The sequence below is a fragment of the Kitasatospora sp. NPDC005856 genome (genome assembly GCF_040629945.1).
Taxonomy (GTDB): Bacteria; Actinomycetota; Actinomycetes; order Streptomycetales; family Streptomycetaceae; genus Kitasatospora.
Genome location: NZ_JBEXWT010000060.1, coordinates 35,738 through 57,640, shown reverse-complemented (window position 1 = coordinate 57,640; position 21,903 = coordinate 35,738). Strand labels below are relative to the sequence as shown.

Annotated in this window: 17 protein-coding genes and 1 tRNA gene; 13 read left to right on the top strand and 5 right to left on the bottom strand. The window is 70.7% G+C overall.

From position 1 onward, the window contains the following. Positions 1-218 precede the first annotated feature (218 nt). Both ABZ449_RS29225 and polA read right to left on the bottom strand, forming a co-directional pair. Positions 219-998, bottom strand: a complete 780-nt coding sequence (locus tag ABZ449_RS29225; protein WP_360352041.1) for a GNAT family N-acetyltransferase — start codon at positions 996-998, stop codon at positions 219-221. 146 nt (positions 999-1,144) lie between these two features. Next, positions 1,145-3,832, bottom strand: coding sequence for a DNA polymerase I (gene polA / locus ABZ449_RS29220; RefSeq protein ID WP_360352064.1), 2,688 nt, complete (start codon positions 3,830-3,832; stop codon positions 1,145-1,147). 257 nt (positions 3,833-4,089) lie between these two features. Between polA and ABZ449_RS29215 the strand changes: the two genes are divergently transcribed. The 6 genes from ABZ449_RS29215 to ABZ449_RS29190 all read left to right on the top strand — a co-directional run bounded on the left by ABZ449_RS29215 (position 4,090) and on the right by ABZ449_RS29190 (position 11,063). Continuing rightward, positions 4,090-4,596: a hotdog fold thioesterase gene (locus ABZ449_RS29215; RefSeq protein WP_360352038.1), complete on the top strand. Its 507-nt coding sequence runs from the start codon at positions 4,090-4,092 to the stop codon at positions 4,594-4,596. 656 nt (positions 4,597-5,252) lie between these two features. Next, positions 5,253-6,482, top strand: coding sequence for a branched-chain amino acid ABC transporter substrate-binding protein (locus ABZ449_RS29210; protein ID WP_360352035.1), 1,230 nt, complete (start codon positions 5,253-5,255; stop codon positions 6,480-6,482). 159 nt (positions 6,483-6,641) lie between these two features. Beyond that, positions 6,642-7,571, top strand: a complete 930-nt coding sequence (locus ABZ449_RS29205; protein WP_359819021.1) for a branched-chain amino acid ABC transporter permease — start codon at positions 6,642-6,644, stop codon at positions 7,569-7,571. Between the two features lie 5 nt (positions 7,572-7,576). Beyond that, on the top strand, positions 7,577-9,508 hold the full coding sequence (locus ABZ449_RS29200; RefSeq protein WP_360352061.1) for a branched-chain amino acid ABC transporter permease: 1,932 nt from the start codon (positions 7,577-7,579) through the stop codon (positions 9,506-9,508). 8 nt (positions 9,509-9,516) lie between these two features. After that, complete coding sequence (locus tag ABZ449_RS29195; protein ID WP_360352058.1) at positions 9,517-10,350, top strand: ABC transporter ATP-binding protein; 834 nt, start codon at positions 9,517-9,519, stop codon at positions 10,348-10,350. After that, entirely contained in the window at positions 10,347-11,063 is a 717-nt protein-coding gene (locus ABZ449_RS29190; RefSeq protein ID WP_360352032.1) for an ABC transporter ATP-binding protein, read from the top strand. Before ABZ449_RS29195 ends, ABZ449_RS29190 begins: the two co-directional genes overlap by 4 nt. 57 nt (positions 11,064-11,120) lie before the next feature. Here ABZ449_RS29190 and ABZ449_RS29185 read toward each other — a convergent pair whose 3' ends face one another. After that, positions 11,121-11,777: a response regulator gene (locus tag ABZ449_RS29185; RefSeq protein ID WP_360352030.1), complete on the bottom strand. Its 657-nt coding sequence runs from the start codon at positions 11,775-11,777 to the stop codon at positions 11,121-11,123. A gap of 96 nt (positions 11,778-11,873) precedes the next feature. Between ABZ449_RS29185 and ABZ449_RS29180 the strand changes: the two genes are divergently transcribed. After that, positions 11,874-11,948 (top strand) — tRNA-Leu (locus ABZ449_RS29180). A gap of 119 nt (positions 11,949-12,067) precedes the next feature. Continuing rightward, positions 12,068-12,853, top strand: coding sequence for a helix-turn-helix domain-containing protein (locus ABZ449_RS29175; protein WP_360352055.1), 786 nt, complete (start codon positions 12,068-12,070; stop codon positions 12,851-12,853). A 42-nt stretch (positions 12,854-12,895) separates the two neighbouring features. Here ABZ449_RS29175 and pyk read toward each other — a convergent pair whose 3' ends face one another. Continuing rightward, positions 12,896-14,326 carry a pyruvate kinase gene (gene pyk / locus ABZ449_RS29170; protein WP_360352027.1) on the bottom strand — a complete coding sequence of 477 codons (1,431 nt, stop codon included), beginning with the start codon at positions 14,324-14,326 and terminating at the stop codon, positions 12,896-12,898. 324 nt (positions 14,327-14,650) lie between these two features. Here pyk and ABZ449_RS29165 point away from each other — a divergent pair, with 324 nt between their 5' ends. The 5 genes from ABZ449_RS29165 to ABZ449_RS29145 all read left to right on the top strand — a co-directional run bounded on the left by ABZ449_RS29165 (position 14,651) and on the right by ABZ449_RS29145 (position 20,500). Beyond that, complete coding sequence (locus tag ABZ449_RS29165; RefSeq protein WP_360352024.1) at positions 14,651-15,751, top strand: hypothetical protein; 1,101 nt, start codon at positions 14,651-14,653, stop codon at positions 15,749-15,751. A gap of 8 nt (positions 15,752-15,759) precedes the next feature. After that, positions 15,760-17,400, top strand: coding sequence for a VWA domain-containing protein (locus ABZ449_RS29160; protein WP_360352052.1), 1,641 nt, complete (start codon positions 15,760-15,762; stop codon positions 17,398-17,400). Beyond that, a complete protein-coding gene (locus ABZ449_RS29155) occupies positions 17,387-18,064 on the top strand; it encodes a hypothetical protein (protein ID WP_360352021.1) in 678 nt (225 codons plus the stop codon). Before ABZ449_RS29160 ends, ABZ449_RS29155 begins: the two co-directional genes overlap by 14 nt. Before the next feature lie 274 nt (positions 18,065-18,338). After that, positions 18,339-20,174 carry a 5'-nucleotidase C-terminal domain-containing protein gene (locus ABZ449_RS29150; RefSeq protein WP_360352018.1) on the top strand — a complete coding sequence of 612 codons (1,836 nt, stop codon included), beginning with the start codon at positions 18,339-18,341 and terminating at the stop codon, positions 20,172-20,174. 101 nt (positions 20,175-20,275) lie between these two features. After that, positions 20,276-20,500: a hypothetical protein gene (locus ABZ449_RS29145; protein WP_360352015.1), complete on the top strand. Its 225-nt coding sequence runs from the start codon at positions 20,276-20,278 to the stop codon at positions 20,498-20,500. Here the strand turns inward: ABZ449_RS29145 and ABZ449_RS29140 are convergent. Next, a complete protein-coding gene (locus ABZ449_RS29140; RefSeq protein ID WP_360352050.1) occupies positions 20,445-21,902 on the bottom strand; it encodes an aldehyde dehydrogenase family protein in 1,458 nt (485 codons plus the stop codon). The genes ABZ449_RS29145 and ABZ449_RS29140 overlap by 56 nt on opposite strands. Between the last annotated feature and the right edge of the window lies 1 nt (position 21,903).

Below are 21,903 nucleotides of genomic sequence, written 5' to 3'. Positions count from 1 at the left end.
CGCGCTGATCGTGCGCGTCCCGAAGGCCTGACCGGCCGATCCGACCCAGGGCGTGGCTGAAAAATAACCCCCGGGTGGGGCCCCCCCGGGTAACACCCCCGGTGGCGTCCGCCGCCCGGGCCCGGGCCCCGGGGGGGGCGGTGGCCGGCGCCCCCCCCGACTCCCCGCGCGGCGCGAGCACCGGCCTGCCCCACCACGACGGTGCGGGCCGGCGGATTTCAGCGCGAAGCGGCCGGAGCAGGCGAGGCCCACCAGGTCGAGGGCGTCGCGACCGTGTAGCCCAGCGACTCGTACAGCGGCCGGCCCAGCTTCGAGGCGGTGAGCGTGACCGGCAGGTCCACCAGGTGGGCGAGGGCGCCGAGCATGACGGCCCGACCCACACCGCGCGACCGGAACGCCGACGAGGTGCTGACCCAGTAGTGGCTGCCGACGCCGTCGGCCACCACACTGACGCAGGCCCCTGCGACCACGCCGTCGACCGACGCGATGAACACGTCCACACCCGGCTGTTCGATCAGCGCCATCGGGAAGAGTTCGCCGGGGCGGTGGGGCTCGAATCCGTCCAACTCGAAGCCCTCGATCACGACCCGCTCGGCCGTGTGGAGGTCCTCGGGCCGCCGCACCCGGTTCACGTCCAGCGCCGGTTCGGCGACCGGCCCGGGCAGGCGCAGCATGATCGGCATCTGCCAGCTGCGCATGCCCAGGTGGCTCAGGTCGGTCGAGTCGAACGGGTCCTCGACGTTCACCGGGCCCGCGGCCCGCCGGACCAGCTCGCTCAACTCGGCCACGTCGCCCGGGTCGAGGTCGGGTTCCTGGATCAGGATCCGCTGGCCCGCCCGCTCGTCGCCGTCGACCGCGACGAAGCCGCGGCGCCGGATCACCTCGTGCCCCCGGCTCCGGCCGGTGGCGATCCAGAAGGCGGCGGAGTTCCGGGCCTGGCACACCGGTGCCTCGGCCAGGGACACGGGCTGGTCGGTCGAAGTGGATCCTGTTGTCATTGCGCCTACGGTAGTACGGAATTGACCCACCGCACGGGCCGATGACCTGCGAGCCGACCGGGCCGCCTCCGGCCCGAACGGCGGCAGGCCCGAACGGCGGCGGGCCCGGACACTCGCGTGCCCGGGCCCGTTCGGTGAGGGGGCCGTCAGTGCGCGGCGGCCTCCCAGTTGGGGCCGACGCCGACGGAGACGTCCAGCGGGGCGCGCAGCGGGTAGGCGCCCGCCATCTGCTCGCGGACGATGGCCTCGACCTGCTCGCGCTCGCCCGGGGCCAGCTCCAGCACGATTTCGTCGTGCACCTGGAGCAGCATCCGGGAGGTGAGTCCGGCCGTGCGCAGCGCCTCGTCCACCCGGAGCATGGCGATCTTGACGATGTCGGCGGCCGAGCCCTGGATCGGGGCGTTGAGGGCCATCCGCTCGGCCATCTCGCGGCGCTGGCGGTTGTCGCTGTTGAGGTCCGGCAGGTAGCGGCGGCGGCCGAGGAGGGTCTCGGTGTAGCCCGTCGCCCGGGCCTCGTCGACGACCCTGCGCAGGTAGTCCCGCACGCCGCCGAAGCGCTCGAAGTAGGTGTCCATCAGGCCCTGGGCCTCGGCCGGCTTGATGCCGAGCTGCTGGGAGAGCCCGTACGCGGACAGCCCGTACGCCAGGCCGTAGGACATCGCCTTGATCTTGCGGCGCATCTCGGCGTCCACCGCGGCGCGCGGCACCTCGAAGACCTGGGAGGCGACGGTGTTGTGCAGGTCCTCGCCGGAGGCGAAGGCCTCGATCAGTGCCTCGTCCTCGGACAGGTGCGCCATGATCCGCAGTTCGATCTGCGAGTAGTCGGCGGTGAGCAGCGACTCGTAGCCCTCGCCGACGATGAAGGCGCGGCGGATGGCCCGGCCCTCCTCGGTGCGGACCGGGATGTTCTGCAGGTTCGGGTCCTGCGAGGAGAGCCGGCCGGTGGCGGCGACCATCTGGTTGAAGGTGGTGTGGATCCGGCTCTTGGGCGAGACGGTCTTGAGCAGGCCCTCGACGGTGGTGCGCAGCTTGGCCTGGTCGCGGTGGCGCAGCAGGATGACCGGCAGTTCGTTGTCGGTCTGGGTGGCCAGCCAGGTGAGCGCGTCGGCGTCGGTGGTGTAGCCGGTCTTGATCTTCTTGGTCTTGGGGAGCGCGAGCTCGCCGAAGAGGATCTCCTGGAGCTGCTTGGGCGAGCCGAGGTTGAACTCGTGCCCGGCGGCGGCGTGCGCCTCCTCCACGACGCGCTGGATCTCGGCGGCGAACTGGGCTTCCAGGCCGGTGAGCCACTCGCGGTCGGCGGCGATGCCGTAGCGCTCCATCCGGGCCAGCAGGGCGGCGATGGGCAGTTCCATGTCGTGCATCAGCCCGGCGGCGCCGACCTCGGCGAGGCGGGTGTCGAAGAGCGCGGCGAGGTCGAGCACGGCGCGGGCCTGGAGCATCAGCGACTGGGCGTGCGCCGTCGGGTCCTCCTCCGGTGCGTCGAAGGCGAGTTGGCCGCTCTCGGTGGCGGGGGCCGGAGTGAGCGAGCGGGCCAGGTACTCCTCGGCGAGCACCTCCAGGGTGAAGGTGCGGCGGCCGGGCTTCTCCAGGTAGGCGGCGAGCGCGGTGTCGGCGACCACGCCCTCGATCGTCCAGCCGCGCTCGGCGAAGGCGCGCATGACCTGCTTGGCGATGTGCAGGGCCTTGGGGGCGGCGGGGTCGGCGAGCCAGGCGGCGAAGGCCCGTTCGTCCTCCTCGGCGAGCAGCGCCGGGTCGAACCAGGCGGCCGTCTCCCCGGCGGCCAGCGCCACTTCGGTGACCTCGCCGGAGCCGAGCGCCCACTGGTAGACGGCGGCGAGCGCGACGGTGGTCTTGCCGTCGCGGGCGTGCTCGGCGAGCCAGCCGGCCAGGGTGCCGGGGTCGATGAGGAGTTCGCCGTCCACCTCGACGCCGGGGGCGAGCTCCACCTCCCCCGAGTCCTCGCCGGCGGACGGGTCGAGGCCGAAGACGCGGTCGCGGAAGTTGGCGTTGCGGAACTCCAGGGACTCCATCAGGGTGCCGACGGCGTCCTTGTCGAACGGCTTGCGGTCCAGGTCGGCGACGCCGAGCGGGAGTTCGACGTCGCGGACCAGTTCGGTGAGCACCCGGTTGCGCTTGACCGAGTCGAGGTGGTCGCGCAGCTTCTCGCCGATCTTGCCCTTGACCTCGTCGGCGCGGGCGACGAGTTCGTCGAAGGAGCCGAACTGGTTGACCCACTTGGCGGCGGTCTTCTCGCCGACGCCCGGGATGCCGGGCAGGTTGTCGGACGGGTCGCCGCGCAGCGCGGCGAGGTCCGGGTACTGGCGCGGGGTGACGCCGTACTTCTCGGTGACCTTCTCCGGGGTGAAGCGGGTGAGCTCGGAGACGCCCTTGGTCGGGTAGAGGACGGTGACGTGGTCGGTGACCAGCTGGAGCGAGTCGCGGTCGCCGGTGACGATGTCGACGTCGTAGCCGGCCGCCTCGGCGGCGGTGGCCAGGGTGGCGATGATGTCGTCGGCCTCGAAGCCCTCGACCGTCAGCCGGGGGATGTGCATGGCGTCGAGCAGTTCGCCGATCAGGCCGACCTGACTGCGGAACTCGTCCGGCGTCTTGGCGCGGTTGGCCTTGTAGTCGGGGAACTCGACGGAGCGGAAGGTCTGCCGGGAGACGTCGAAGGCGACGGCGAGGTGGGTGGGCTGCTCGTCCCGGACGGTGTTGGCGAGCATCGAGGCGAAGCCGTAGACGGCGTTGGTGGGCTGGCCGGTGGAGGTGTTGAAGTTCTCCACGGGCAGGGCGTAGAAGGCCCGGTAGGCCATCGAGTGCCCGTCGAGCAGCATCAGCCGGGGCCGCGGGCCGGCCCCGCCGCCACCCGTCGCGCTCTTGTCCGTACTCTGCGTAGCCACGTCAACGTCCGTTCCTGCCGATTCCACTACCGGCCACCGATCCTATGGCCCGGCACCGACAAAAAGGACGCCGCGCCGGTCCGGCCGCAGCCGCTACCTCCGAGTAGGACGGTCGTACGATCTCAGGCGGCACGTCCCGACACACCCGCCAACACGTCCCCAGCACCTCCCAGCGGCAGGAGTTCCTCCCCATGACCGACGCGGCCCCCGGCACCGCCCCCGACACGGCCACCGCCACCGGCCCCGCCCCCGACGCCGAGCACGTCCTGAAGGTCCCGCAGGACGTCCTGGACCACTTCGCCAAGCTCGGCGTGAGCCCGGAGACCTTCTCCGGCGGCCACCTCGGCGAGAAGCTCGGCATCCGGATCGTCGAGGCCTCCGGCGACCGCGTGGTCGGCACCATGCCGGTGGAGGGCAACCAGCAGCCGTACGGGCTGCTGCACGGCGGCGCGTCGGCGGCGCTGGCGGAGACGCTGGGATCGATCGGGGCGATGCTGCACGCCGGTCCCGGCCGGTACGCGGTCGGCGTGGACCTCAACGCCACCCACCACCGCTCGGCCACCTCCGGACTGGTGACCGGGGTGGCGACGGCGGTGTTCAAGGGCCGCACCGCCGCCACCTACGAGATCGCGATCACCGACGACACCGGTCGGCGGATCACCAGCTGCCGGCTGACCTGCATGCTGCGCGACCTCTGACGGCAGCTCGGCCGCGGCCTCCCGTCCGACAACGTCCGCACCGCGGCCACGAGTTCACTCCGGACGACATCAAGTCCCTTTTCCGCCCCCTTGTTTGACCTTCCGCCACCTTGGGCAGGCGTTGGTCTGGACAAGGGGGCGTCGACATGCCCGGGCGCGGCCGGCGCGCATCCCGCGCCCGGTCGGCACGAATCCCGTGCCCGGCAGGCGTGAATCCCACCCCTGTAACGCTGCGTAACAAGTAGGAAATCCGATCAATTGCCGGTTCCGCGACCCCCGAGCGCCACGGGACCATCCGGCCGCGCCCTCTCTGTCCGAAATACGGACGCTCAAGGTCGAAAGCAGAGCATCGGACACAAGCGTCCGATAATCGACGCTGCCAGCTGCAACCCCCATTTCTGGCCCTTACATCGCCCTACCAGCGGGTAAACGCCCACCATCGCGGGATCGATCGAGCCGGAACGACCACATGGTGAGACAAATGCTCCGTGTGCTCATAACAAGAGAATCACAGCCTGCTCCCAGCACTGCCCGAGCCGCCCAACGGCATCTAGAGTCACGGCCAGTCACCGCGCCATTCGATTGGGCCAGGCCCTCCGCGCACTCCGGCTCCCGCCATTCCGGCGCGGGCGCCTCCCGAACCGAAGGGGACCCTCGTGCGTCATCGTTCAGCAGTTGTCGTGAGCATTGCCGTGATCGGCGCCCTCAGCCTCACCGCCTGCGGCTCCCGCGGAGAGAAGAAGGGCGGCGACGGCGGCAGCGCCAACTCCGGCTCCACCACGGTCGTCATCGGCGTCGACGCCCCCCTCACCGGCGACCTCTCCGCCCTCGGCCTCGGCATCCGCAACTCCGTCGACCTCGCGATCAAGAAGGCCAACGAGAGCAACGAGGTCCCCGGCGTCAAGTTCGAGATCAAGGCCCTGGACGACACCGGCAAGCCCGCCCCCGGCCAGCAGAACGCCACCCAGCTGGTCGGCGACAGCAAGGTCCTCGGCGTCGTCGGCCCGCTCAACTCCAGCGTGGCGCAGTCGATGCAGCAGATCTTCGACGACGCCGGCCTGGTCGAGGTCTCCCCCGCCAACACCGGCGTCGCCCTCAGCCAGGGCGAGAAGTGGGCCAGCGGCGAGAAGAAGCGCCCCTTCCAGTCCTACTTCCGCACCGCCACCACCGACGCCGTCCAGGGCCCGTTCGCCGCCCAGTTCCTCTACACCGACGCCAAGAAGACCAAGGTCTTCCTCATCGACGACCAGAAGACCTACGGCGCGGGCCTGGCCGGCACCTTCAAGGGCGAGTTCACCAAGCTCGGCGGCACCCTGGTCGGCGAGGAGCACGTCAACCCCGACGACCGCGACTTCGCCGCCATCGTCACCAAGGTCAAGAGCTCCGGCGCCGAAGCCGTCTACTACGGCGGCGAGTACCCCGCCGCCGGCCCGCTCTCCCTCCAGCTCAAGGAGGCCGGCGTCAACATCCCCCTGATGGGCGGAGACGGCATCCAGAGCGGCGACTTCATCAAGCTCAACCCCAAGAGCCAGGGCGACTACGCCACCGCCGTCGGCCTGCCCGTCGAATCCCTCGACACCGCCAAGAAGTTCATCGCCGACTACAAGGCCGGCGGCTACAAGGACGCCTACGAGACCTACGGCGGCTACTCCTACGACAGCGCCTGGGCCATCATCCAGGGCGTCAAGCAGGCCGTGAAGGACAACAACGGCAAGGTCCCCGACCGCAAGGCCGTCCGCGACGCCGTCCAGAAGGTCACCTTCGACGGCGTGACCGGCAAGGTCTCCTTCGACGAGTTCGGCGACACCACCAACAAGCAGCTCACCGTCTACACCGTCAAGGACGGCAAGTGGGCCGTGGAGAAGTCCGGCACCTTCAAGGGCTGACATGCCGTCACGGAACGCATCCGCCTGACACGACGTCACCACCAGCACCACCGGCGCCACTTCACCACCACAGCGCGCGGGGGCGCCACGAGTGCCCCCGCGCGCACCCACATCCACCACCCACGCGGACACCCCCGAACGCACTACGGAGGCCCAGCGGTGCACGACCTACCGCAGCAGCTGGCCAACGGCCTGATCCTCGGCGCCCTCTACGGGCTCGTCGCGATCGGCTACACGATGGTCTACGGCATCGTCCAGCTCATCAACTTCGCCCACGGCGAGATCGTCATGGTCGGCGGCTTCGGCGCCCTGACCGCCTACCTCGCCCTCCCCGGCGGCACCACCCTGTGGCTGGCCCTACCGCTCATGCTGATCGCCGGCATCCTGGTCTCCACCCTCACCGCCGTCGCCGCCGAGCGCTTCGCCTACCGCCCCCTGCGCAACGCCCCCCGGCTCGCCCCGCTCATCACCGCCATCGGGCTGTCCATCTTCCTCCAGCAGCTCGTCTTCTCCTTCTACCCCGACGCCAAGAAGGCCCGCGTCTTCCCCAAGCTCCCCGGCGACCCGTTCAGCCTCGGCTCCGTCACCATCCAGCGCAGCGACCTCTTCCTGATCATCGCCGCCCCGCTGTGCATGCTCGCCCTCGGCTGGTTCGTCACCCGCACCCGCTCCGGACGCGCCATGCAGGCCACCAGCCAGGACCCCGACACCGCCAAGCTGATGGGCATCGACACCGACCGCATCATCGTCATGGCCTTCGCCATCGGCGCCGCGTTCGCCGCCGTCGCCGCCGTCGCGTACGGGCTGCGCAGCGGCCAGGTCGACTTCCGGATGGGCTTCATCCTCGGCCTCAAGGCCTTCACCGCCGCCGTCCTCGGCGGCATCGGCAACATCTACGGCGCCATGCTCGGCGGCCTCGCCCTCGGCCTCGCCGAAGCCCTCGCCACCGGCTACATCCAGCACCTGCCCGGCATGCACCTCTTCGGAGGCGGCGCCTGGAAGGACGTCTGGGCGTTCGTTCTCCTCATCCTCGTACTGCTGATCCGGCCCCAGGGCCTGCTCGGCGAGCGCGTCGCGGACAGGGCGTGACCACCATGACCACCACCCACACCGAAACCACCCCGGTCATCCCGCTGCCGGCCCGCGCCGCCGCGGCCGTCACCGCACTCGGCGCCCTCGCCACCGCCGCCTCCGCCGCCATGTCCTGGACCTGGACCTCCGACTTCCCCGGCGACCTCACCTACTACGGCTCCCCGGCCGGCCTCCAGTGGCTCGCCCTCGCCGCCGGACTGCTCACCCTCGTCCTGCTGCTCGCCGCCCAGGGCGTCCCCGGACTGCGCTGGGCCGCCCCCACCCGCAGCAACAACGCCGTCCTGCTCGCCGCCACCGGCGCCCTCGCCGTCGCCGTCTACTCCGTCGCCGCCGTCTCCGTCGAACTCGGCGGTCTCGCCAACCTCGAACCCGGCGGCTGGGTGCTCACCGCCGGCGGCCTCATCGCCGTCCTCGGCGCCCTCGGCCTGCCGCTCGACCGGCGCACCGCCGTCCCGCTGCGGATCCTCGACAAGCGCCTCTTCGTGCTCGTCCCGGTCGCCCCCGCCGCCTGGTTCGGCGCCCACGCCGTCCCCACCGACAAGCCGGTGGCCCCCGTCCTGACCGCCCTCGCCGGCGGGCTCGCCATCGCGGCCGGCGCCGTCCTGCTGCTCCAGCTCGGCCACCTCGCCAACAGCGCGCTGCGGCTCGGCCGCATCGACCGACCGCTGCCCCCGCCGCGCGCGCTCCCCTCCTGGGCCGAGGTCCTGCTCATCGTCCTCGCCTTCGGGCTCGGACTGTTCGCCATCACCTTCGGCATCGACACCGAGTACGGCGAGCTCTTCACCGGCTACCTGCTGCTCGTCGCCCTGGCCGTCCCCGCCCTGGCCAAGGCCGGCCTGCTCGCCCGGCTGCGCGCGCTGACCGTCAAGCACCGCCCGGTCACCACCGGCGCCGCGTTCGCCGCCGCCGCCAGCTTCCCGTTCACCCAGACCAGCGACCAGTACACCTCCGTCGCCACCAACATCCTGATCTTCGCCACCGTCGCCCTCGGCCTCAACATCGTCGTCGGCCTGGCCGGCCTGCTCGACCTCGGGTACGTCGCCTTCCTCGGCGTCGGCGCCTACGCCGCCGCCCTGGTCTCCGGCTCCCCCGCCTCCCCCATCCACGTCCAGTTCCCGTTCTGGGCCGCGATGCTCACCGGCGCCGTCGTCTCGATGGTCTTCGGCGTCCTGATCGGCGCCCCCACCCTGCGGCTGCGCGGCGACTACCTCGCCATCGTCACCCTCGGGTTCGGCGAGATCTTCCGCATCACCATGCTCAACCTCAACGGCACCACCGGCCCCAAGGTCACCAACGGCTCCAACGGCATCCCGCGCATCCCCGACCTGAAGATCCTCGGCTTCGACCTCGGCAAGCCGCACACCGTCCTCGGCGTCGAGCTCGGCCGCTTCTCCAACTACTACCTGCTGATGCTCCTCGTCACCGCCCTGGTCGTGCTGGTCTTCGCCCGGGTCGGCAACTCCCGCATCGGCCGCGCCTGGGTCGCCATCCGCGAGGACGAGACCGCCGCCGAGGCCATGGGCATCAACGGCTTCCGGCTCAAGCTGCTCGCCTTCGCCCTCGGCGCCCTGCTGGCCGGCCTGGCCGGCACCGTCCAGGCCCACGTCAGCTACACCGTCACCCCCGACCAGTACACCTTCGCCGAAGCCCTCCCGCCGAACTCCGCCTTCCTGCTCGCCGCGGTCATCCTCGGCGGCATGGGCACCATCAGCGGCCCGCTGGCCGGCGCCACCCTGCTCTTCCTCATCCCGAAGAAGCTCGAATTCCTCGCCGACTACCAGCTCCTCGCCTTCGGCGCCGCCCTCATCGTCCTGATGCGGGTGCGCCCCGAGGGCCTCATCCCCAACCGGCGCCGGCAGCTGGAGTTCCACGAGGCCGCCCTCCCGGCCCAGGCCACCGGCGAGCCGACCGCACTCACCAAGGCAGGGGCGTGACCGACCCGATGACCACCACCGCCGCACCCCTGCTCGAAGTCACCGGCGTCACCATGCGCTTCGGCGGCCTCACCGCCGTCAACGACGTCTCCCTCACCGTCGGCGAAGGCGAGATCATCGGTCTCATCGGCCCCAACGGCGCCGGCAAGACCACCTTCTTCAACTGCCTCACCGGCCTGTACGTCCCCACCGAGGGCGCCGTCCGCTACCGCGACACCCTGCTGCCGCCCAAGCCCCACCTGGTCACCCAGGCCGGCATCGCCCGCACCTTCCAGAACATCCGGCTGTTCGCCAACATGACCGTCCTGGAGAACGTCCTGGTCGGCCGGCACACCCGCACCAGGGAAGGCATCTTCTCCGCCATCCTGCGCGGCCCCGGCTACCACCGCGCCGAAGCCGAGAGCCGCGAGAAGGCCATGGAACTCCTGCAGTTCACCGGCCTCGCCGAGAAGGCCGACCACCTCGCCCGCAACCTCCCCTACGGCGAGCAGCGCAAGCTGGAGATCGCCCGCGCCCTCGCCTCCGAACCCGGCCTCCTGCTGCTCGACGAACCCACCGCCGGCATGAACCCCCAGGAGACCCGGGCCGCCGAGGAACTCGTCTTCGCGATCCGCGACAAGGGCGTCTCCATCCTCGTCATCGAGCACGACATGCGCTTCATCTTCAACCTCTGCGACCGCACCGCGGTGCTCGTCCAGGGCCAGAAGATCGTCGAGGGCGACCGCGAGACCGTCCAGAACGACGAACGCGTCATCACCGCCTACCTGGGCGCACCGCTCGAAGGCACCACCCCGGCTGTTCCGGAGAGCGTTCCGGAGAACGTTACGGAGACCGACCAGTGACCGCACTCCTCGAGGTCGAGGACCTCCGCGTCGCCTACGGCAAGATCGAAGCCGTCAAGGGCATCAGCTTCACCGTCGAACAGGGCGAGGTCACCACCCTCATCGGCACCAACGGCGCCGGCAAGACCACCACCCTGCGCACCCTGTCCGGCCTGCTCAAGCCCACCGCCGGACGGATCACCTTCGACGGCCGGGACCTCTCGACCGTCCCCGCCCACAAGATCGTCGCCCTCGGCCTCGCCCACTCCCCCGAAGGCCGGCACATCTTCCCCCGGATGACCATCGAGGAGAACCTCCTCCTCGGCGCCTTCCTGCGCACCGACGCCGCCGGCATCACCGCCGACGTCGAACGGGCCTACGGCCTGTTCCCGATCCTCGGCGAACGCCGCCGCCAGGCCGCCGGCACGCTCTCCGGCGGCGAGCAGCAGATGCTCGCGATGGGACGGGCGCTGATGTCCCAGCCCAAGCTGCTCATGCTGGACGAGCCCTCGATGGGGCTCTCCCCGCTGATGATGCAGAAGATCATGTCCACCATCGTGGAGCTGAAGTCCTCCGGCACGACCATCCTGCTGGTCGAGCAGAACGCCCAGGCGGCGCTCTCCCTGTCCGACCGGGGGTACGTCATGGAGACCGGCCGCATCGTCCTCTCGGGGACGGGAGCCGACCTCCTGCACGACGAGTCCGTCCGCAAGGCCTACCTCGGCGAGGACTGAGCCACACCATGCGAAAGGGCCCGGCAGAAACGTTCTGCCGGGCCCTTCGCGCACGCCTTACTCGGACTTTCCCTCTTCCGCCTTCTTGCGGTCCTGGGCCTCGCCCTCCTCGATGACCGCCTCGGCCACCGCCGCCATCGTCATCCGACGGTCCATCGAGGTCTTCTGGATCCACCGGAAGGCGGCCGGCTCGTTCAGCCCGAACTTGGTCTGCAGCACGCCCTTCGCCCGGTCCACCAGCTTCCGGGTCTCCAGCCGCTGGCTGAGGTCCCCGATCTCCTTCTCCAGCGCCCGCATCTCGGCGTACCGGCAGACCGCCATCTCGATCGCCGGCACCAGGTCCGACTTCGAGAACGGCTTGACGATGTACGCCATCGCCCCGGCGTCGCGCGCCCGGTCCACCAGCTCCCGCTGCGAGAAGGCCGTCAGCATCAGCACGGGGGCCAGGTGCTTCTCATGGATCTGCTCGGCGGCCGAGAGCCCGTCCAGCACCGGCATCTTCACGTCGAAGATCGCCAGATCCGGCTTCAGCTCCTCCACCAGCCGCACCGCCGTCTCCCCGTCCCCGGCCTCACCGACGACGGTGTACCCCTCCTCCTCCAGCATCTCCTTCAGATCGAGGCGGATCAGCGCCTCGTCCTCGGCGATCACGATCCGGGTGATCTGGGGCGTATCGGTCTCAAGCGGCTGCGCCTGCTCGTCGGCGGTGCTCACGGGGCTCCTAGTTCCGGCGGGGTACTGCATGCACGAGGGTACCCAGACACGGTATGTTTGAGTCACCTGGTCGAGCCTTCGGGCTTCGATTCGTAGGCCCCGATAGCCCAATTGGCAGTAGGCAATGGTCTCAAACACCATACAGTGTGGGTTCGAATCCCACTCGGGGCACTTTTCCTTCGAATCGAAGGGATCCAATAGCCGGACATCGGTTGGCGACCTTCACCGGTTCGAGTGAAGTTTCGACCATTCGCCAGACCACCCGTGAGCATTCGCACACGCTCGGCACCATGCACGAGTTCTCTGTTCGCGAACAAGCTGTCCATCTCCTGCGGCGTGGCACCGGAACCGCTGAAACAGCCCGTCGACTCGGCCTTCCCGTTGGCACGGTCTCCTGGTGGAAGCACCAGGATCTAGCCAAGCGCGGCGAACTCCCCGGCCGAAAGCGCTCCCCCTGCGTGCGCTGCTACGGCGACGACCTGGACCGCCCCGCGTACTCGTACCTACTCGGGCTCTACCTGGGCGACGGTCACATCAGTCACCCGAAGCAACACCGAGTCTCCAGCCTGTCCATAGCCTGTGACGACAAGTGGCCCGGGATCATGGACGCCGTCGAAGCGGCCATCCGGCAGGTGCTGCCCACTCTCACCCCGTGTCGCGTGCGGCGGCCCGGTTGTCACAACGTCAAGGTGTACTCAAAGCACCTGGCCTGCTACTTCCCCCAACATGGTCCCGGCAAGAAGCACGAACGCACCATAGCCCTGGAGCCCTGGCAGCAGGAGATCGTCGACGCCCACCCCTGGGAGTTCCTGCGCGGGCTCATCCACTCCGACGGCTGCCGCATCACCAACTGGGCGACCAAGACGGTCGACGGCGTTGTCCGCCGCTACGAGTACCCCCGATACTTCTTCACCAACACCTCGACCGACATCACCGGCCTCTTCACCGCCACCCTCGACGCCGTCGGCGTCCAGTGGAAGGCCTCGATCCCCCGCCCCACCGGTCAGGTCAACATCTCCATCGCCCGCAAGGACTCCGTCGCCCTCATGGACGCCCACATCGGCCCCAAGTACTGACGGCGGCGCGGCGCCCTGAGGGACCGCGCCGCCGATGGGAGCTCAGGCGTCCAGGGTCCCCACGTGGTGGACGCGGACGAGGTTGGTGGAGCCGGCCAGGCCGGGCGGGGAGCCCGCCGTGATGACGACGATGTCGCCCTTCTGGCAGCGACCGAGGGACAACAAGGCCGCGTCGACCTGTTCGACCATCTGGTCCGTCGTCGGGGCGAACGGGCCGAGGAAGGTCTCCACGCCCCAGGTGAGGGCGAGTTGGCTGCGGACGGCCGGTTCGTAGGTGAAGGCGAGCACCGGGATCGGCGAGCGGTAGCGGGTGAGCCGGCGGGCGGTGTCCCCGGACTGGGTGAAGGCGATCAGGTACTTGGCGTGCAGGAAGTCGCCGATCTCGGCGGCCGCACGGGCGACGGCGCCGCCCTGGGTCCGCGGCTTGCTGCCGGTGGTCAGGGGCGGCAGTCCGGCCGCCAGGATGTCGTTCTCGGCGGCCTCGACGATCCGGGCCATGGTCTTGACGGTCTCGACCGGGTACTTGCCGACCGAGGTCTCCCCGGAGAGCATCACCGCGTCCGTGCCGTCCAGGACGGCGTTGGCGACGTCGGAGGCCTCCGCTCGGGTCGGCCGGGAGGTGTTGATCATCGAGTCGAGCATCTGGGTCGCGACGATGACCGGCTTGGCGTTGCGACGGGCGAGCTTGATGGCGCGCTTCTGGACCAGCGGGACCTGTTCGAGGGGCATCTCCACGCCCAGGTCGCCGCGGGCCACCATGATGCCGTCGAAGGCGTCGACGACGGATTCCAGGTTCTCCACCGCCTGCGGCTTCTCGATCTTGGCGATGACCGGGACGCGGCGCCCCTCCTCCGCCATGATCCGGTGGACGTCCTCGACGTCCCGCCCGCTGCGGACGAACGAGAGCGCGACGAGGTCGGCCCCGGTCCGCAGCGCCCACCGCAGGTCGGCGACGTCCTTGTCGCTGAGTGCGGGGACGGAGACGGCGACGCCGGGGAGGTTGAGGCCCTTGTGGTCGGAGACCAGGCCGCCCTCGATGACGAGGCACCGCACGTGCGGTCCGTCGACGGCGACGACCTCCAGGGTGACCCGGCCGTCGTCGACCAGGATGCGCTCGCCGCGGCCGACGTCCCCGGCGAGCCCGGAGTAGGTGGTTCCGCAACGGTCCTTGTCCCCCACGACGCCCTTGTCGGTGGAGATGGTGAACTCGTCGCCGCGTTCGAGTAGTACGGGTCCGTGGGCGAAGGTGTCGAGCCGGATCTTCGGGCCTTGAAGGTCGACGAGGACGCCGACGCTGCGGCCGGTCTCGTCGGCGGCCTTGCGGACGCGGCGGTAGCGTTCCTCGTGCTCGCTGTGCGAGCCGTGACTGAGGTTCAGTCGGGCGATGTCCATCCCGGCGTCGACCAGGGACTTGATCTGGTCGTACGAGTCGGTGGCGGGCCCGAGGGTACAGACGATTTTTGCTCGGCGCATAGTGCTGAGACTAGGCATTACCGGCGCGTAACCACGACGTGGGTCCGGACTGCGGGATGGCCTTTGCGGTAAGGCGAGTTGAACAATCTGACACATCCTCGGACCGCTGTGCGAGCGCCCCGCTCCCCACCGCGCGCGCACGCCTCCCGAACACCTCCCGCGCCGTCCTCCGATGCGATTCCGTGAAGGGGTGTTCACCCGTGGTTCACCGCCGCGTCCGCCACCGCTCCCCGCCCGGCGAGACGCTCGTCACCCCCGGGCTGCTGCCCGGGCGCCCCGGGTCACCACCCGGACGAAGGAGCGGACGAGGGGGAGGCGTTCGGTATGCGACGCGCACTGGGGGTGGTTGCGGCCCTGGCCCTGTTGGGCGGGGTCGCCTTCGCGCTGATCCCCGACGACCACGAGGACGACCCGAAGAAGGACGCCAAGACGGTCACCGTCACCGGCCTGATCGGCTCGGAGAAGCGTGCCTTCTTCGAGAACGACGAGGTCAAGGCCGAGTTGGCGAAGCAGGGCCTGGAAGTCCGGACGGACTCGACGGGCTCCTGGACGATGAGCGACCAGGCGGGCAAGAAACCGGGGCTGGACTTCGCCTTCCCCGCGAGCGCTGCGCCGGCCCGGGAGATCCAGCGCATCTGGAACCTGCAGGACTCCCCGCTGGTGCCGTTCTACTCCCCGCTGGTGATCGTGGCCCACGAGCCGGTGGCCAACGTCCTGAAGCAGAACAGGCTGGCCGAGAAGGACCCCACCGGCGTCTGGACGTTCCGGATGGACGAGTACGTCAACGCCCTGAAGAGCGGCCGCAGATGGGAGGACCTCGACGGCGCCCGCGAGCACCCCGAGCTGTCCGGCCAGCTCTTCGTGACCACCACCGACCCGGAGAGTTCCTCCTCCGGCGCGATGTACCTCGCGCTGCTCTCGTACGTCGTGAACAACCACCAGGTGGTGTCGGACGACGCCGGCGTCGCCGCCGTCAAGGACGTGGTGCACACCGCGAACGCGCTGCAGGGCATCCAGAAGAGCAGCAGCGACGAACCGTTCCGGGACTTCGGCGCGGGGATCGGCAGCCCGCTGATCTTCGCGTACGAGTCGCAGGCCGCCGCCCTGTCGCTGCAGGGCAAGCCCACCGGGGACATGGTGGTGCTGTACCCGGACACCACGGTCTACTCGGACCACACCGTCGTGGCCCACAGCGCCAACGGCCGCAGGCTCGCCGAGGTCCTCCAGAACGACGAGGTGCTGCGCGGCCTGGAGGCCCGGTTCGGGCTCCGGCCGCAGGCCAAGCCGGAGGCCTTCGCGAACCTGATGCACGGCAAGAGCCCGACCTTCGCACCCGATCTGACCGCCGCCAGGATCAAGCAGGCGACGCTGCCCTCGCTGGACAACCTGCTCAAGCTGACCGCCGTGGCGAAGGGGACCAAGTGACCATCCCGATGAAGCGGCGCGGCCGGCTGGTGGCCGCGCTGGCCGCCGTGCTCGCCGCGGCGACCGCCTGCACCTCCGGCGGCTCGGGCCCCGGGCCCGGCCCCAGCGACCCGCCCGCCGAGACGGCCCGTTCCGGGGTGCTGCGGGTCCTGGCCGGCAGTGAACTCCAGGACCTGGCACCGGTCCTGGAGGACGCCCGGAAGGCCACCGGGGTGACCGTGCAGTTCTCCTGGACGGGCACCCTGGACGGCGCGGACACCGTCTCCTCGGGCCGGGCCGACGGCAAGTACGACGCCGTGTGGTTCCCGTCCAACCAGTACCTGCGGCTCGATCCGGCCGGCAGGTCCAAGGTGGTCTCCGAGACCCCGGTGATGGTCTCGCCGGTGGCGATCGGGGTGCGTTCCTCGGCGCTCGGGGAACTCGGCTGGGGCGACGGCTCGAAGGTCACCTGGGCGCAGGTCGGTGCCGCGGCGGCGGCCGGCAAGCTGCCGTACGGGATGGCCGACCCGTCCCGCTCCAACTCGGGCTTCTCCACGCTCGTCGCGGTGGCCTCGGCCTTCTCCGGCGCGGGCGCGGCGCTGACCGACGCGGACGTGCAGAAGGCCACGCCGCAGCTGAAGGAGTTCTTCAAGGGCCAGAAGCTGACCTCCGGTTCCTCCGGCTGGCTGGCGCAGGCGTACACCCGGGCCGAGTCGGGCGTGGTGGGCGCGCTGGTCAACTACGAGTCGGTGCTGCTGTCGCTGAACAGGACGCTGCCGCCGCAGCAGCAGCTGACGGTGGTGCGGCCGGTGGACGGCGTGGTGTCGGCGGACTACCCGCTCTCGCTGATGGCCGCCGCAGCGCCGGAGCAGCGCGACTCCTTCCAGCGGCTGACCGCGTACCTGCTCAAGGAGGACGTGCAGAAACGGATCTCCGAGGTGACGCTGCGCCGCCCGGTGACGGCGGGCGCGGCCCCGGCGGCCGGGCTGCCCACGGACCGCCGCAGGGAGCTGCCGTTCCCGGGCACCAGGGCGGTCGCGGACGGCCTGCTGGCCGCGTACCAGAACGAGCTGCGCCGCCCGTCCCGGACGGTGTACGTGCTGGACACCTCGGGCTCCATGGAGGGCTCGCGGATCGCCGCGCTGAAGAGCGCGCTGGGCCGGCTGACCGGGGCGGACGACACCCGCGGAGTGCGCCGCTTCCGGGACCGCGAGGAGATCACGCTGCTCTCCTTCGCCTCCGCGGTCAAGTGGACCAAGACCCACGTGGTGCCGCCCACCGGCAGCCAGCCGGGCCCGCAGGCGGAGCTGGCCTCGATCGACGCGGACGTGCAGTCGCTGGCCGCCTCGGGCGGGACGGCGGTGTACTCCTCGCTGGAGGAGGCGTACCGGGTGATCGAGCGCCAGCAGGCGGCGGCCGGCGACGACCGGTTCACCTCGATCGTGCTGATGACGGACGGGGAGAGCAACGCCGGTGCGACGGACGCCGACTTCAAGCGCTTCCACGACGCGCTTCCGGCCGGGGAGAAGTCGATCCCGGTGTTCCCGATCAAGTTCGGGGAGGCGGCGGTGGGCCAGCTCCAGGGGATCGCGGACCTGAGCGGCGGCAAGCTGTTCGACGGCACGGGCTCGCTGGACGGGGTGTTCGAGGAGATCCGTGGCTACCAGTGACGGTGACCGGTTCGGCCCCCGGGTGCTGCGCTACCTGGAGTCGGCCCGGAACCTGGTCGGCTGCGCCGGCGGCGCGGTCGGCCTGGGGCTGCACTTCGCCGGGCTGGGCGGCGTCTGGTGGCCGGGGGTCGTGGCCGGGCTCTACGGGGTGGGCGCGCTGCTGACGCCCGCCCCGGGGCCCCGCGGGGGCCGCCGCGGGGTGTCCCGCGGCGGGACGGGGACGGCCCTCGGGGGGACGGGAGCCGGCGGGGCGCGGGCGCCGGAGCACGGGGCGCCGGAGCACGGGGGGCCGGAGCACGGCGGGTCGGGACCAGGGCGGCCGGAAGCCGGGGCGCCAGTGCACGAGCAGCCGGAGCACGAGCGGCCGGTGCACGAGCGGCCGCCGCTCCCGGCCCCCGGGCCCGACCCCGAGCTGGTGGCGCTGGCCGCCTACCTGGACACCGTGCCGCTGCCGCCCTCGGCCGGGGTGGACGGCCTGCTGGCGGCGCTGCGCGCGGCCGGCCCGGGTCCGGTGTCGGAGCGGATCGTCCGGCAGCGGCTGCCGGTCGCGGTGGCCGGCTACCTGCGGGCGCGGACCTGGCAGCCCTGGGCGGGGCCGGGCGATCCGGACCCCGCGGTCCAGCTGGGCCGCGAGGTCGACCGGCTGGTGGGCGAGCTGTCCTGACCGGGCGTCGACCGGCTCGTGGGCGAGCAGTCCTGACCGGGCGTCGACCGGCCCGCCCCGCTCCCCACCACCCCGCGTCCGCCCCCGTTCCCGTCACGAACGAGTCGCCAAGATCTCACCGATTGGACAGGTCAGGGGACTGTTCAGCACCCTGGCCCGCACGGCACACTTCTACGCGCGTCCCTCTACGCGCGTCGACGCGTGCACGCACACTTTTGTTCACGAATACCAGTTGACGGTCCATCCGCCGTCGCCCCACTCGGGAGAGTCGTCCATGCCCCTGAACCGCCGTGACTTCGTCACCCGGTCCGCCGCCACCGCCGCCGGTGCCGCCCTGGCCGGTGGCGCCGCCCTGGCCGCCGCCCCCTCCGCCGCGGCCGCCCAGCCGGACACGGCGGCCGCCAAGGGCCAGCAGCGCAAGCCGCGCAAGCAGGCCTTCACCGTCATGGGCACCACCGACCTGCACGGCCGGGTGCTCAACTGGGACTACTTCACCGACGCCGAGTACACCGACAAGGCCCACAACGCGGTCGGCCTCGCCAAGATCTCCACCCTGGCCAACCAGGTGCGCGAGGAGAAGGGCTGGGACCGCTGCCTGCTGATCGACTCCGGCGACACCATCCAGGGCACCCAGCTGTCCTACTACTACGCCCGGATCGAGTCGATCGACACCGAGGCCAACACCGTGCCCGACCACCCGATGGCCGTCGCCATGAACCTCATGGAGTACGACGCCGCCGCGCTCGGCAACCACGAGTTCAACTACGGCATCCCGCTCCTGAAGGCCTACGAGGACCAGCTGGAGTTCCCGCTGCTGGGCGCCAACGCGCTCAACGCGAAGAACGAGAAGCCGGCCTTCAAGCCCTACGTGATCAAGGAGCTGCGCCTGGGCGGGGGCCGGCCGGTGAGGGTCGGCATCCTCGGCCTCACCAACCCGGGCATCGCGATCTGGGACAAGGCCAACGTCAGCGGCAAGATGGTCTTCCCGGGCATCGTCGAGACCGCCGCCACCTGGGTGCCGCGGATGAAGGCCGCGGGCGCGGACGTCATCGTGGTCTCGTCGCACTCCGGCTGCGACGAGGCGACCACCTGGGGCGACCAGCTGCCCTGGGGCGAGAACGTCTCGGTGGCGCTGGCGGAGACCGTCCCCGACGTCGACGCGGTGCTGGTGGGCCACGCCCACAAGGAGATCGCGCAGCGCCTGGTCGTCAACAAGAAGACCGGCCGCACCGTCGTCCTCTCCGAGCCGCTCTGCTACGGCCAGCGGCTGACCTGCTTCGACTTCGAGGTCGACTTCGTCGACGGCGTCTGGAAGGTCACCTCGGTCTCCTCCCGACTGCTGAACTCCAACACCGTGCCGGAGAACCCGGAGATCACCAACGCGATCGCCGAGCAGCACAAGAAGGTCGTCGCGTACGTCAACCAGAACATCGGCACCAGCAAGATCGAGCTGTCGATCGCCGACGCCCGCTTCAAGGCCACCCCGATCATCGACCTGATCGGCAAGGTCCAGGCCGACGCCGTCAAGGCCGCGCTGGCGGGCGGGCAGTACGCCAAGCTCCCGGTGCTGGCCCAGGCCGCCCCGTTCAACCGCACCGCCGTGATCCCGTCCGGCCAGGTCAAGCTGCGCGACGCCGCGGGCCTCTACATCTACGAGAACACCCTGGAGGCCCGCATCCTGACGGGCGCCCAGCTCAAGGACTACCTGGAGTACTCGGTCAAGTACTACAACCAGCTCGCCCCTGGGGCCCCGGTCGACAAGGAGGCCCTGACCGGCGCCGAGGCCACCCCGGACTACAACTACGACTCGGTCTACGGCCTGAGCTACGACATCGACATCGCCCAGCCGAAGGGCTCGCGGATCGTCAACCTGTCCTTCCAGGGCAAGCCGATCGACCCGGCCGCCGAGTTCGTCCTCGCCGTCAACAACTACCGCGCCAACGGCGGCGGCAACTTCCCGCACGTCGCCAAGGCCAAGGTGGTCTGGTCGAACTCCGACGAGATCCGCAACACCATGATCGCCTGGGTCAAGGCCAAGGGCACCATCGACCCCGCCGACTTCTTCACCGACTCCTGGCGCCTCGTCCGCGCCGGCCAGCCGGTCTTCTGACCCGCACTCCCCCGTCGGAAGGCCGTCGCCCGCCGGGCGACGGCCTTCCGGCCCTTCCGGCCCTTCCGGCCCTTCCGGCCCTTCCGCTGGAGAATGGCGCCGTGAGCGAGTTCCAGATCCCCGACCGCCATGCCCGGCTGCCGGCCTACGCGCAGAGCCTGACGCCTCCGGCCGGGTGGAAGATCGAGATCTCCGGCGACGAGATCATCACGATGGCCGGGCCGTCCGTGATCCACCAGCGCGACCTGCTGCTCGTGCGCAAGCACCGGCTCAGAAGGGGAAGACCGCGCGCTCGTGCTGGACGGAGATCCACTTCACCGTGGTGAAGGCGTCCACCGTGGACTCGCCGTTGAGGCGGCCGACGCCGGAGTTCTTCTCGCCGCCGAAGGGCACGCCCGGCTCGTCGGCGATGGTGCCGCCGTTGACGTGGATCATGCCGGTCTCGATCCGCTGGGCGAGCTTCACGCCGCGCTCGACGTTCGCGGTGTGCACCGCGCCGCTGAGCCCGAACGGCGTGTCGTTGGCGAGCCGCACGGCCTCGTCCTCGCCGTCGAAGGGCACCAACAGCACGACCGGGCCGAAGAGTTCGTTCCGCAGGATCGGCGCGCCCGGCGCCAGGCCGGTGAGCACGGTCGGCGCCATCAGGCTGCCGACCGTGGTGCCGCGCAGCAGCGCGGTGGCGCCGGCCGCGATCGCCCGGTCGACCTGGGCGTCGAGGGCGTCGGCCTGGACGGGGTTGATCAGCGGGCCGATGTGGGTGGCCGGGTCCTTCGGGTCGCCGACGGTGAGCGAGGCGACCTTGGCGACGAACTTCTCGGTGAACTCGGCCTCGACGGCACGGTCCACCAGCACCCGGTTGGCGGCCATGCAGACCTGTCCCTGGTGGACGAAGCGGCTGAACACGGCGGCGTCCACGGCGTGGTCCACGTCGGCGTCGTCGAGGACGATCAGCGCGCTGTTGCCGCCGAGCTCCAGCACCGTCCGCTTGAAGTGCGCGGCGGCGACGGTGGCGACGTGCCGCCCGACCTTGTCGGAGCCGGTGAAGGAGATCACCTTGGGCACCGGGTGCTCCAGGAAGCTGTCGCCGATCTCGGCGATGTCGGTGACCACCACGTTCAGCAGGCCGGGCGGCAGCCCCGCGTCCTCGAAGAGCTTCGCGATCAGTCCGCCGCCGACCACCGGGGTCTCCTGGTGCGGCTTGAGGACGACGCCGTTGCCGAGCGCGAGCGCCGGGGCGACGGCCTTGAGGGCCAGGAACAGCGGGAAGTTGAACGGGCTGATCACGCCGACCACGCCGACCGGCAGCCGGTAGAGCCGGTTCTCCCGGCCGGGGGCGGGCGAGGCCAGCAGCCGGCCCTCGGCGGCCACCGAGAGGTGCAGGCACTCCCGCAGCACGTCCTTGACCAGCGACAGCTCGAAGCCGGCCTTCAGCGCGGTGCCGCCGAGTTCGACCATGATCGCCCGGACGATCTCCGGCTCGCGCTCCTCCAGCAGCCGCAGCGCGCGTTCGAAGACCAGCCGCCGCCTGTACGGGTTGGCGGCGGCCCATGACTTCTGGGCGCGCTCGGCGGCGCGGTAGGCCCGGTCGACCTCGGCGACGGTGGCGACGGTGATGGTGGCGAGCTTGTCGCCGGTGTAGGGATCGACGTCGACGATGTCCCAGGAGCCGTTGCCGCCGCACCACTCGCCGTCGATGTACTGCAGCGCCAACTCGGAGAAGTACGACATC